12 protein-coding genes are annotated in these 12,389 nt (G+C 33.5%); 11 read left to right on the top strand and 1 reads right to left on the bottom strand.

Annotation, left to right across the window (positions count from 1 at the left end):
• Window positions 1-259: 259 nt before the first annotated feature.
• The 9 genes from EVJ48_04520 (at window position 260) to EVJ48_04480 (ending at window position 8,676) form a co-directional block, all read left to right on the top strand.
• Window positions 260-781 (top strand): ubiquinol-cytochrome c reductase iron-sulfur subunit, encoded by a 522-nt coding sequence (locus EVJ48_04520; protein ID RZV39609.1) that lies wholly within the window; start codon window positions 260-262, stop codon window positions 779-781.
• The gene (locus EVJ48_04515) at window positions 781-1,887 is read left to right on the top strand and encodes a cytochrome bc complex cytochrome b subunit (protein RZV39608.1); all 1,107 of its coding nucleotides are present in this window, start codon (window positions 781-783) and stop codon (window positions 1,885-1,887) included. The genes EVJ48_04520 and EVJ48_04515 overlap by 1 nt, the downstream gene beginning before the upstream one ends.
• 21 nt (window positions 1,888-1,908) lie before the next feature.
• Window positions 1,909-3,441 carry a hypothetical protein gene (locus tag EVJ48_04510; GenBank protein ID RZV39607.1) on the top strand — a complete coding sequence of 511 codons (1,533 nt, stop codon included), beginning with the start codon at window positions 1,909-1,911 and terminating at the stop codon, window positions 3,439-3,441.
• A 109-nt stretch (window positions 3,442-3,550) separates the two neighbouring features.
• Window positions 3,551-3,766 (top strand): AtpZ/AtpI family protein, encoded by a 216-nt coding sequence (locus tag EVJ48_04505; protein ID RZV39606.1) that lies wholly within the window; start codon window positions 3,551-3,553, stop codon window positions 3,764-3,766.
• Window positions 3,753-4,148 (top strand): hypothetical protein, encoded by a 396-nt coding sequence (locus EVJ48_04500; GenBank protein ID RZV39605.1) that lies wholly within the window; start codon window positions 3,753-3,755, stop codon window positions 4,146-4,148. The genes EVJ48_04505 and EVJ48_04500 overlap by 14 nt, the downstream gene beginning before the upstream one ends.
• A gap of 40 nt (window positions 4,149-4,188) precedes the next feature.
• Entirely contained in the window at window positions 4,189-4,845 is a 657-nt protein-coding gene (atpB, locus tag EVJ48_04495) for an ATP synthase F0 subunit A (GenBank protein RZV39604.1), read from the top strand.
• Window positions 4,846-4,911: 66 nt separating this feature from the next.
• Entirely contained in the window at window positions 4,912-5,301 is a 390-nt protein-coding gene (locus EVJ48_04490) for an ATP synthase F0 subunit C (protein RZV39603.1), read from the top strand.
• A 124-nt stretch (window positions 5,302-5,425) separates the two neighbouring features.
• Window positions 5,426-7,597, top strand: a complete 2,172-nt coding sequence (locus EVJ48_04485; GenBank protein RZV39602.1) for a diguanylate cyclase — start codon at window positions 5,426-5,428, stop codon at window positions 7,595-7,597.
• A 62-nt stretch (window positions 7,598-7,659) separates the two neighbouring features.
• On the top strand, window positions 7,660-8,676 hold the full coding sequence (locus EVJ48_04480; GenBank protein RZV39613.1) for a phenylalanine--tRNA ligase subunit alpha: 1,017 nt from the start codon (window positions 7,660-7,662) through the stop codon (window positions 8,674-8,676).
• Here EVJ48_04480 and EVJ48_04475 read toward each other — a convergent pair.
• A complete protein-coding gene (locus tag EVJ48_04475) occupies window positions 8,673-10,715 on the bottom strand; it encodes a hypothetical protein (protein RZV39601.1) in 2,043 nt (680 codons plus the stop codon). The genes EVJ48_04480 and EVJ48_04475 overlap by 4 nt on opposite strands.
• Before the next feature lie 91 nt (window positions 10,716-10,806).
• On the opposite strand from EVJ48_04475, the gene EVJ48_04470 reads away from it, so the two are divergent.
• Both EVJ48_04470 and EVJ48_04465 read left to right on the top strand, forming a co-directional pair.
• Window positions 10,807-11,397, top strand: a complete 591-nt coding sequence (locus tag EVJ48_04470) for a hypothetical protein (GenBank protein ID RZV39600.1) — start codon at window positions 10,807-10,809, stop codon at window positions 11,395-11,397.
• On the top strand, window positions 11,397-12,389 hold the full coding sequence (locus EVJ48_04465) for a DNA-processing protein DprA (GenBank protein ID RZV39599.1): 993 nt from the start codon (window positions 11,397-11,399) through the stop codon (window positions 12,387-12,389). The genes EVJ48_04470 and EVJ48_04465 overlap by 1 nt, the downstream gene beginning before the upstream one ends.

The raw sequence follows: 12,389 nt of genomic DNA, 5'->3' as shown, positions 1-12,389 counted from the left end.
TTCATAAGCGGATAACCTCCTTAATTTGCGTTAGTGGTGTTATCCGCTATTTTATTATTATTTTTAGTTAAGGAATAGACAAATTAAAAGTTATTTATATATAGACATTTTAAAAGTTATTAACATTTGGAAAAAAATATATTGACTTTTTGCTTCTTAAGTGATAAAAAATTATATTTAGAGTTTAAAAAATACCGCAGATTTTAAGGGTTAAAACCATATGCATAATTAAATAAATTATTTTAATAAGGGGGGTAAAATGACTAAAAGTTCGGAAGATTCGCCGTCAAGGCGAACTTTTATGACCGTTGTAATCGGATTAATTTCGGCCGTAATAGGCGTTGCCGTTGCAATACCTATACTTGGCGAAATTTTAAGTCCATTGTTCAAAAAAAGAGACATAGTATGGGCTGAACTAGGAAAAATCGACGACTTAAAAAAAATCGAGCCCTTAACGCCAAAGTTTGTTCCTGTTTATTTCAGAGTTAAAGAAGGGTGGACAATAAACACGCTTCCTAGGCAGGTTGTAGTAGTTAAAGACATAACCGGAAAACTTTATTTTTTTTCAAATCAATGTACGCATTTAGGATGTCCTCTTCACTGGATAGCCGCAAGACAAAAATTCTTATGCCCATGTCACGGCGGTATGTTTAACGTTCTCGGCAAAGTAGTGGGCGGTCCGCCTCCAAGACCTTTATATCAATGGGTTCATAAAGTAAATAGCGGCAAAGTTTTAATTCAAAATAAGTTTATCGATAATCCAAAGGATAGGGGGATCTGATGTTTAAAAAAATTCAGGAATGGTTTGACGAAAGAATTGGTCTCACCGAACTAATAAACGAGTTTAACGGCGAAAGAATACCTGCTAGGGGCGGTTGGGCATATACTTTCGGCAGTTTGCTCGCTTTTCTTTTCATAATTCAGGTAGTAACGGGAATGTTCCTTTTGTTTTATTACGTGCCGTATTTTCCCATGGCAAGAAACTCCACTTATTTTTTAAAGCATCATGTTCTAATGGGTAATATCGTGCTAGGCATCCACTTATGGGGTGCATTTACTATGATTTTCATCCTTCTGGTGCATATGTCTAGGGTTTATTTTTCAGGTTCTTATAAAAAACCTAGAGAAATGCAGTGGGTTGCAGGAATGGTTTTATTTTCAGTCGTAGTTATACTTGGTTTGACCGGATATATGCTCGTAGGAAACGAAAATTCGTGGTGGACGATAAACGTTTTAGATAACGTAGCATCCCATGTTCCGCTCATTGGAGGTTTTATAAGGATTTTAGTAAAAGGCGGAACCGAAACGTCGGTTTTAACTATGCAGCATATATTTGCTATTCACGTTTGGCTTTTACCTATAGTAGTTATTATGTTCATACCGATTCATATTTTCCTTGTTAGGAAGACAGGAGAGCAGGGTATGGCGCTGGAATACAAAAACAGCAAATTGCCCGACGACGATGTTAACAAATGGAAACATGCGGATGCAACCGTTCCATTTTTTCCTGACCAACTGTTTAAAGACATGATTGTAGCGCTGGGAGTATTTGCCGTGATTTATTTCCTCGCCGTTTATTACGGAGCGGCTATAGGGCCTATGTACAGACCTCTTGCTTTAAATTTTGCGCCGGAAGCCGACTGGTATTTCTTGGCAAACGAGGAACTTCTTAAATATTTCCCCGGTCACGGACTTATAATATTTTCCACATTTCTTGTTCCATCGTTAGGTTTTGCGATACTCTTTGCATTGCCTTTTATAGACAGGGGGCACGAAAGAAGTCCATTTAAAAGACCTGCGGCAACAGTACTTGGGATTTTGTTTCTCCTTTTGTTAGTTTACTTAACATTAATCGGCGGCGAACCAAAAGCGCCTGCTACCGTATAAATAAAAAGAGGAGTAAATACGATGAATTTAGGTGTTATAGATATAATAAATCTATTTATAAACAGGCTCGCGCTCGGCTTTATGGCGATTGCCTTTATATCCCAGTATATAGGGATATTTAAAAAAGAGGACAGATATTTCAGGCTTGCTAAGCCGCTGATAATGTGCGCCTTAGTTATAGGTACGATACAGACTATAATTTATTTTTACTTCTTAAGCCTTCTAAGAAATGGAATTCCAAATTTTTGGATACTAATTAATAAATTACAGCCCGGAGTAATAGCGTTATCGATGGATTTTTTGCTTGTGTTTCTTGTTTTCGGAGCCTTATATTATGTAGGCTTTGATAGAAAAGGCCAGGGAAAACATCAGGGTTGGAATCTATTTATCGGCATAATTGCGTTTTTGGCGGGTTTTGCTTCAGACGTTTTTTATACGATTTCGGAAAGCTATACAATGGGACCGACACCTCAGACGGCTATAAGGACGCCTATGGTTCTGCTTATGATTATAGAAAAAAATATCGAAATTTTTGCCCTTGCCGGAGCGCTGCTTGCTATATGGGCGGGAATAAGATATATAATATCTTCTAAACAGGAAGACAAAGAATTTTACGATTGGTTAGGTTCGTTTGCCAGTATTATAACCGTTATGTTTCTGGTTACGTATCCCATAGTGTATTTCGGCTGGTTTAAACATTTCAGGGCAACGTCGAGTCACGGTTTTAACAGGATAATGCTCGGAAAATATCAGTGGATCATGTACACATTTCTAGGTACGCTTGGAGCATCATTGGTATTACAGTATATATACATGCTCTGGAAACTTATTAACGGAAGAGATAAAAATAAACCTACGGTTTCGGTCGGTTTAATTATATTTCTTATAATAGTCGGTCTCGTTTCTTTAGGTTTTGGAATGCTGCCTTTAAGTATGGGCGTATTAGGAAACATGCAGCCTGTAAAATATCTGTCGCTGGCAGGATTGTTTGTTACCGGTTTTTTAGTTCTCGGCTATTATTTAAAAGACCTGACGCCTAATTTTAAATTTGGGAATATTTCTAAATTTCCTCAAATTTTTTTAATATTAGCTGGATTATGCGTAGCGGTTAACGTTCCCGTCATGGGATATATGAAAATTGCCGCAAGGGGTACAAACAGGATTATTTATCAGACCATGAACCTGAACGGAACCAAATATGTACCGCCGATTGTTTATCCATGGCCGGTTAAAAAAGGGTTTGGTCTTTTACACGATAAGTGCGTTATATGTCATACGTTAAACAGAGTCGAAAGGTATAACGGAAAAGCATACGGGCCTTGGGAACATCTAGTTATTCATCAAATGAAAGATACTAACGGATGCCCTATTACCACTGCCGAGGCGAAAACAGTTATACATTATTTAAATTCGTTAAATATCATAGCCTATAATCAGCATTTAGCAAAAGAACATAAAAAATGGGCTCCTCCTGCATCTTTGCCATGGGGAACTCCGTCTAATGCCGCAAAACCGGCTAAAGCGAAAAAAACAAAAAAAGCCGTTAAGAAATAATTTAACATAAGGCAGTTTTTCTAAGGCATTTGCCGTATTAATATATTTTATATCGTAATAAATGATATAAATGATATAATTATAATACGGTAAATGCCTTTTTATTATTATGGACAAAGAATTTATAAAACAGATTGCAAGAATGAGTTCGCTTGGTTTAAACATAATTATATCGGTTTTAATAGGCGTCTTTATAGGAATAGAAATAGATAAATATCTTAATTTTAAATATCTTTTTCTGATTATATTTTCTGCTTTAGGATTTATAGCAGGAATTTACGAAATATATAAAGCGGTTAAAAGAGAACTTAATGAAAAACCTTAAAAAATCTTTAAAATTTCAGATTATATCGAAAACCTTTATTTACGGCACTGTTATTTCGTTAATAACGTCGCTGATAATAAAGGTGTTTTTAGCTAAAATCGACGGAATTGCGGATATATTTGCAGGATTTATAATTTCATTTTTTTTATTTGTCGATACAACATTATATATTTTTAAAAATATTAAAAAAATTAATTCTTTTAAATTAAACTTAAATCTGATAAAAGACTTGCTCATAATATCGGTTTTTTTTATAATATTAAATAAATTTTTTAAACTTAATTTTGTTTTAATAGCCGTAGGAATTACTATAACCCCTATTTCCGTATCGCTGTTGTGGATTTCTTTCAAACATAACCTTAATTATTGGGCAGAAGAATAAATCTTTTTTAAATAAACTATAATAAATAATAGTAAAAAATATGTTAAAAGCTCCAATATTAATTAACATACAGGGCATACCGGTTTACTGGACTATGACCGTCATAGTTATGGCGGGCTTACTGATAGTTGCATTTATTGCAGGAAGAAGTCTTAAGGTCGTGCCGGGAGGTTTACAGAGCTTTTTTGAGCTTATTTATATAATGACGGAATATTTTTTAAAAGAAATCATAGGTGAAGAAGGAGCGGTATATTTGCCGTTAATTGCATCGTTTTCGGTGTTTATCCTTTTTTCAAATTTAATAGGTTCTATCCCAGGCTTTACTTCGCCTACGGCGACTATAGATACCACTGCGACGCTGGCTTTAATAGTTTTCTTTCTATCTCACGCGGTAGGCATTAAAAAACATAAAGCTAAATACATAAAAAAATTTTTAGGACCTCTTTTAATAATTGCGCCGATAATGATAATAATCGAAATTATGTCGGCATTATCCCGTCCTTTTTCACATGCTCTGCGTTTATTCGCAAATATTTTTGCGGAAGAATTTATGGTTACCGTTTTGCTGTTCCTTCTTCCATGGGCAATTCCGGCAATTATGATGTATATGCAGATATTTACCGATTTAATGCAGGCGTTCGTGTTTTACCTGCTTGCAATTATATATATTGCGCTGTCGTTAGAAGAAGAACATTAGAATTCAATTTATAAAATAAAATTAAATTTTTAAAAATTATAAAATTAAACCGGAGGGTTTTAAATTATGAAATATCTCGTTTTTATTCTTACTTTTTTATCTGTTTCCGTTTACGGCGTAAAATGTTTTGCGGCGAAAGCCATAGCCGCAACTGCGCCCGTTCAGCAGCATGCGGCGAATAATTCCGTATTATTTTCTAAAAGCTTATTTTTTGGCCTTTCTGCGCTTGGCGGAGGGTTGGCTATAGGACTAGGCGTTATCGGCGCAGGCGTAGGCATGGGTAACGCGGTAAGAGGGGCGCTTGAATCAATAGGAAGAAATCCGGGCATGGAAAAAAAATTAATCGTCTGGATGATAACCGGTATGGCTATTATGGAATCATTAGCGCTTTATGCCTTGCTGATTACGTTTATTCTTTTTTATGCAAATCCTTTCAAAGGTATTTTCTTGAAATAGAATAATATTTAGTTTGCGGCATTTTTTCTTTATAAAAAAGGGATTTGCATAACTTCGATTCGTTGAAATTGCGCAAATGTAGTTATATACTAAATAATAGAGGTATATTAAAAAAAAAGAAAAAATGCCGAAAATAAATCTTAATTCTATAAAATTTAAAATTTATTTCCTCTTTATCCTGTCGAATATTATTATTTTTTCGGTAGGAATATTCATAGCCATTCACTATATTGCCTTATACAGCCGGAAATCATTAAAAGAAGAGCTAAAATCGAACTTGATGTCCGTAACTATGGCCTTTTTAAGCGAAAAAAATTATATGCTTGAAAAAGCCAACGAGATTGTAGCTCATAATTTTAATTTCAGATTTATACAAAAAACAGCCGATTCTAAAAAAATATCCAGTATAGTCTTTGTAAAAATAAAAAACGGTAAAATAGATTATATTAAAAAATTTAAATACAAGAAATATTCCGAAAAAGTTAAAGCATCAAGGCAATATTACGGCAAATTGAAAAGAATAATACTTACAAAAAACCGTTACATATTTATGGGCTTCGCCAGAGATAAATCAGACAGGCTCATAAATATTACCGTGATTTATCGTCTGCTGCATAAAAATAACGGTTATTTGATTATTCTAAACAGACACGTCACCAGCGATTATTTAAAAAATATCCGAATAAAAAAACATATACCTTCAAATATCGGTATTTATTACGGTTCCGAAAGGTCTGCTATTTCTTTTGTTAAAAATAATAAATATGAAGGTTTGTCGCAGATGGCAACAAAAAAACAGCTTTTGGTTTTAAAAAAAGGTATAAGCGTTTATACATCGATAAACGTGGACGGCACGCCTTTTTATATATATAACGTACCTATAAAAAATTACGGCGGTAAAATTATAGGGATATTTGGTGTCGGCATAAAGCAATATGCATGGCTCAGGCATCTTTCTAAGCTTTATACGTCTATAATTTTTTTTATAGCGTTATATATTTTAACTATACTGATTTTTGTTTTCATAAGCAAAAGATTTTCAAAACCTTTCTACGATCTTTTGAAAAACATAGAAAGTATAGATCCTAATAATCCTAAAGAATTAGGCCTTGAGGCAAAATATAAAAATAAGGAAAATGAATTTTACGAATTTGCTAAAGCTATAACTGTTTTAAATAATACCATAATTGAAAAACAAAAGGAGAACAACTTTATAATAAAGAAGCTTAGCTTGTTAAACGATTTATCGTATAAGTTATCTATAGTTTTTACCCTTGAATATGCCGTCAAAACTTTTGCGGAAGGTCTTTGTTCAATAAAAAAACCTGGCGGCGGACTACCTGATTCTCTTCATATCAACATGTTCGATACCGTTAATAAAAAAACAGTCACATCTTTGATTTACGACAGAAAAAAAGGTTCGCCGCCGGAGACGGACAATTCCGAAAATGCGGATAAAATTATACTGAAAACCGCAAATATAGAATACGAAGATTATCTGTCGAACTGCAAACTTTTAAAAAATGGAAAAAATAATAATCTGAACGATACCGTAGATAATTGCGAATTTAAAGGTACTGCCGGCAGTTATACGTGTTTTCCGTTAAAAATAAGCGATGAAATTGCCGGCACTATTTCTATAGATTCCGAAGATAAGCATTTCTTTACCCAAGAAATTATCGACTTGATAAAAGAGATAATAAACATAGCGTCTCCGGTTTTTGCTAAGCTGATATTAATAGAGACGAACAGGGAGCTTGCGCTTACCGATTCTTTAACTGGCATACATAACAGAAGATTTATGTACGAGTTCGTAAAAAGAGAAATAGTCAGGGCTGCAAGAAATTCGACGAATCTTTCCTGCGCTATATTGGACATCGATAAGTTTAAAAATATAAACGATAATTACGGACACAATATAGGGGACGCAATGCTGGTCGAATTTACCAACGATTTAAAAAGCGTTTTACTCAGAAAACAGGACATAATAACAAGATACGGCGGGGATGAGTTCGTAGTAGTTTTACCGGATACAAGTAAAGAAAAAGCTATGAATTTAATGGAAAAATTAAGGGTTTATATAGAAAATAAAATTTATACTCCGAAAGAAAATTTAAATTTGAATATTACCATATCCGTAGGAGTTTCGGATATAAAACAGTTGCTATCCGATAAAAATATAGAAATAGCCGGAAAAAATAACGATCCGGACGAAATGTTAAGCAGTCTGCTAAAAATTGCAGACGATAATTTATATAAGGCAAAAGATTTCGGAAGGAATAAAGTAGAGGGATAAAAACTTTGTTGAAATAATTATATAAAGTTTGGTAATATATAATAATGGAAAAAAACATAGAAATTATAAATACTATAAATAAAATCTTTGAAGAAGCAAAAATATCTTTGGATTCCGCCAAGGATTTAAATGAATTAGACGGCATCTTTAAGGCTTTTATGGGAAAAAAAGGCAAGCTGACGGAGATTTTACATAATATCGGTTCATATTCTATAGAAGAAAAAAAAATTATAGGAAAAAAATCGAATGAAGTCAAAAACGAGATAGAAGCAATTTATAATACAAAAAAAATAGAACTTTTTTCAGGAGAAAATAAAAAATTTTTCGACGAATATAAAATAGACCTTACAATACCCGGAAAACAGATAGAAAGATTTCATAAACACCCGATAACTGCTGTACTGGAAGAAGCGGCCGATTTTTTTACGTCTATGGGTTTCCAAATAGTCGAAGGCCCTGAAATAGAAACTACTTATTATAATTTCGATGCGTTAAATATTCCGGCGGATCATCCCGCAAGAGACGTATGGGATACTTTTTATCTGCTGAACGGTTTGGTGCCGAGAACGCACACGTCCAGCGTTCAAGCTCGAACCCTCGAAAAAAAAGAACTGCCCTTAAGGATAATTGCGCCGGGCAGATGTTACAGATATGAAGCCGTGGATGCGACGCACCTTTTTATGTTTAATCAAATGGAAGGCCTTTTCGTAGATAAAAACGTTAAACTTTCGGATTTAAAAGGAATATTGGAAGAGACAGTAAAACACCTTCTCGGCGCAAGAAAAACACGTTTCAGGCCTGCTTTTTATCCTTTTGTTGAACCGGGTTTAGATCTTGATATAGAATGCGTATTCTGCGGCGGAAGAGGATGCGGAGTCTGTAAAAATACCGGCTGGATAGAAGTAATTCCATGCGGAATGGTGCATCCCAACGTTTTTAAATATGCAGGCATAGACCCGCAAGAATATAAAGGTTTTGCCTTTGGAATGGGATTCGACAGAATAGTTATGCTTAAATACAATATCAACGATTTGCGGCTTTTATATCAGGGCAGCCTCGATATCTTAAACCAGTTTTAACGTTTTAAAAAATCAGAAATTTCTCCCGAATAAGTTATATAAAGTTTTTCTTTAGCTCTTGAAGCGGCAACGTAAAAAAGCCTTACCTCGTCGTCGATGAATATATCCGTTAGTTTAAACGTATGAGCTGTTTTAAAAAAATTTAAGAAAGGATGAATTTTAAAATCGGACGGTCTGTTATCTTTTTTCAAATAAGCTTTTTTTAAAATGGATATAAATACTACGTCATACTCCAAACCTTTGCCTGCATGTATGGTCGATACCGAGCAAAAATCGGTTAAATTAGGAATAGCCAGAAATTTAGATTTTTCCTTTTTTGTTCTTACTAAAACAGCAGTTTTCTTTCCGCTTTTAAAATAATTCGCCGCTTTTTTTTCTATAAATTTTTCTTCTTCGCTTTTATTTTTAAAATCTATAATATCGACTGCCCCGTCATATATCATATTCTTTGTTGCAATTATTTTTTTTGGATATCTGAATTTTATGTTATTCAATATTGAATTGCAAAATTCTACTATAGTCCGGTTTGACCTGTAATTATTCTGAAAAACGAACACCTTGCCTGAAGGGAAAAACAGGTCGAACGACAGAATATTAAATAAATCTCCTCCGTTAAATCCATATATCGACTGGTCGTCGTCTCCGGCATACATAACTTTACCCTTGCACGCGTCTATTTTTTTTATTAAATAATCGCTCAAAAAATCTAAATCCTGATATTCATCGACTAATATATATTTAAATCTTGACGATATTTCGCTTACTATGGAATCGTTTTGAAAAAGTTTTACTATATTTAAAATAATTTCATCGTAAGTTATAGATAATTCATTAGTGCATTTATTATTCGACGAGGACTCTCCAATTTTTCCATCTGAAACCGAAGGAGCAGATTGATATCCAAGTTCGCTATAAAATTCTTTTATTATCGAATAGAAAAAACTGTGGTAAGTTGAAATATTTAAAATCCTATTGTTTATAAATGCGCCATATTCGTTAATATTTAATTTTTTTGCTATCCTGTTTTTTATTTCGGTTACGGCGTTATTGGTAAAAGTCAGAACAAGTATCGAATCTGCGGAAAAAAAATTTAATAAATATAAGAATTTATCGACTATTACTTTAGTTTTACCCGCTCCTGCGCCTGCTATTATAAGAAGTGCCGTATTTGTTTCTTTTATCGATATTTTTTGAATTTTGCTTAGTTCCAAATTTTGCGTCCTTTTTTCGGTAGCCCCTCCGATTCTTTTTAAAACCGTTTTTTCTTTAAAATTTTTTGCGGTATTTAAAAATATTTTAATTTTATCGAACAGCTCTTTTTGGTAAAAGTGCATGTCTAATAAATTTGTATTTAGATTAATTTCATTTTGAGAAATAGATTCCGCCGCTTGTCCGGTCGCCTGTATATTTTTGTGCGGCGGCGTTATATTAATACTCACGGCGAATTTTTCAGAATTTAAAAAAAATAAATTTGTATTATTAATTTTAGGATTAAAACGTATAGTTTTCATTTTATTGATAAACAAGTCAATAGATTCCGTGTATCCGCCGTGTTTTGACGAAGCTAAAATTCTTGTTTTTAAAAGCATTTTTAAACGCGATTTGTAAATATCGATTATTAAATTTTCGTAATAATTTTTTTCGATTAGCATGTTGTCATATAAACTTGTTAAATCGTTAGCGCCGTTAAAAGTCGTTTCCGTCGTTATGCCTAAAATAATGTCGTTATTTAGCGCAAAGTCGCAGACGGCGTTCAATAAGACGGCGTCAGAAAGCGAATTCAATGTTATAGCGCTTAAAAAAACCGCTTGTGCCGATAAAACGTTTTTAATATTTTTAAAAGGAAAACTTAAAGGGGATTCAATTGCGCCGTCTATATTAAAATTTTTTTTTAAATCTTCAAAAGTAAAAAATTTGCATTTTACGTTTAAATCTTCGATTTTTTTAATAAAATGGCTGCATTCATTGTCGGAAGAAAGCAGTATCCCTATAGAGTTAGATATATTAAAATTGAAATTTTTAAGATAAAGATTTATCATATTAAATTGTCGATTTATTAACGATTTAATTTTATAAAATCAATGGCAAAGTTTATTAATAATAATAATATTGATAATGCTTCAAAATAATATGAATATAAAAATAGGCGGCAACGGAGAATATTTTTATTTAGATTATTATATTCCGGAAAATAAAAAATATCTCTTTGGCAAGCGCAGGTTACCTTCAAGCGTAAAATATTCCGATTTAATTTTAAAATATAAAAAGGGCGATTATAAGGCCGTAGCTTTTTTTATAAAAATATTGAACAATATTATATATAATTATTTTTATTTTTACGATTTAATACTTCCGGTTCCGCCGAGCAATTCATATTTGGACGTTTATCCTAATTCTCAGGTATGCATGTATCTTTCGGCGCTGGGAACTATTTCTACTTACGAAAAGGCTTTAGTATGCACTAAAGGTCACAAACCAGGGCATATCGAGAATAATATAGAATTGAAAAAAAAGGACTTAAATAATATATCGTTTGAGTATAAGTATAATTATAAATCAAAAAAAATAATAATTTTCGACGACATTATAACTACGGGAACTACTTTTAATATTATAAAAAACGCATTATTAAAAGAGGGGGCAAGCGCTGTAACAGGAATATTTCTCGGTAAAACGCCCAAGGAAGAAGATATTATAAATTTTGCGGGCGGGGATATTTAATGGACGATATTATATGCACTTTAGCGCTTAAAAAAATAAAGGGCCTGCAGAACAGGCATATAATTTTTTTAATTAATGCATTCGGCAGTCCATGCGAAATTTTTAACGCCGATAAGTCCGATTTTATTAAAACAGGTTTAAAAATAGATTACGTTAAGATATTAATAAATCAAAGAGTTATAAAGACGGCTTTTTTCGATGCCATAAAAGAAATTGACGAGGCTTCTAAAAACGGCGTTAAAATAATAACTTTTAATTCTTCTTTATATCCGGCAAATTTACGCAAAATTAAAAATAAGCCTTTAATTCTTTATTATAAAGGGACATTAAAAGAGGACTTAAAAATAGCGGCCGCCGTCGTAGGGCAGAGAAAACCGCCGGAATATGCGGTTAAACTTGCAGAGGATATAACCTCGGAACTATGTTCTTCAGGTTATGCTATAATAAGCGGACTTGCATTAGGGATAGATTCGGCGGCTCACAGGACTGTATTAAAGAACAACGGATATACTATAGCCTTTCTTGGTTCAGGACTTCTTTCCCCGGTATATCCCCCCGAGAATAGGGATTTGTATAATGAAATAATATTAAATGGGGGAGCGCTGGTTTCGGAACTTTCGCCGCACGAACCTATATCTTCCAAAAATTTAGTGGCAAGGGACAGACTGCAGAGCGGTTCTTCGCTTGGAACTTTTGCGTTATCTTCGCCTATAAAAAGCGGAACTATGAAAACTTGCGGTTTTTCTATTAAACAAAAACGTCCGGTTTTTATTCCGGAGTACAACTTAAATTTAATGAATTCTTACGAAAATGAAGGATTGAAATCCCTTTACGGACAAGTCGGGGTTTTTGGAGTAAAGTTACGTGGAGATTTTATTCCGGATTTAGGCGCGTCTTTAGAAGAAATGCATGACGTCCATAATAAACTTTACGCGGAAAAGTTTGCCGAAGACGACCGCCTGACACAGCCAGGTCTGTTTGACATTATATAG

It is taken from the genome of Candidatus Acidulodesulfobacterium acidiphilum (assembly GCA_008534395.1).
In the GTDB taxonomy this organism is placed as follows: Bacteria; SZUA-79; SZUA-79; order Acidulodesulfobacterales; family Acidulodesulfobacteraceae; genus Acidulodesulfobacterium_A; species Acidulodesulfobacterium_A acidiphilum.
Note: the sequence above shows the minus strand (reverse complement) of the source record. Positions and strands in the feature narration are given on the sequence as shown.

Coding starts and splice junctions, on each gene's coding strand:
- EVJ48_04465 (RZV39599.1), top strand. CDS start 11,397: ATGGACGATATTATATGCACTTTAGCGCTTAAAAAAATAAAGGGCCTG.
- EVJ48_04500 (RZV39605.1), top strand. CDS start 3,753: ATGAAAAACCTTAAAAAATCTTTAAAATTTCAGATTATATCGAAAACC.
- EVJ48_04485 (RZV39602.1), top strand. CDS start 5,426: ATGCCGAAAATAAATCTTAATTCTATAAAATTTAAAATTTATTTCCTC.
- EVJ48_04510 (RZV39607.1), top strand. CDS start 1,909: ATGAATTTAGGTGTTATAGATATAATAAATCTATTTATAAACAGGCTC.
- EVJ48_04505 (RZV39606.1), top strand. CDS start 3,551: ATGGACAAAGAATTTATAAAACAGATTGCAAGAATGAGTTCGCTTGGT.
- EVJ48_04490 (RZV39603.1), top strand. CDS start 4,912: ATGAAATATCTCGTTTTTATTCTTACTTTTTTATCTGTTTCCGTTTAC.
- EVJ48_04470 (RZV39600.1), top strand. CDS start 10,807: ATGAATATAAAAATAGGCGGCAACGGAGAATATTTTTATTTAGATTAT.
- EVJ48_04520 (RZV39609.1), top strand. CDS start 260: ATGACTAAAAGTTCGGAAGATTCGCCGTCAAGGCGAACTTTTATGACC.
- EVJ48_04475 (RZV39601.1), bottom strand. CDS start 10,715: ATGATAAATCTTTATCTTAAAAATTTCAATTTTAATATATCTAACTCT.
- EVJ48_04515 (RZV39608.1), top strand. CDS start 781: ATGTTTAAAAAAATTCAGGAATGGTTTGACGAAAGAATTGGTCTCACC.
- atpB (RZV39604.1), top strand. CDS start 4,189: ATGTTAAAAGCTCCAATATTAATTAACATACAGGGCATACCGGTTTAC.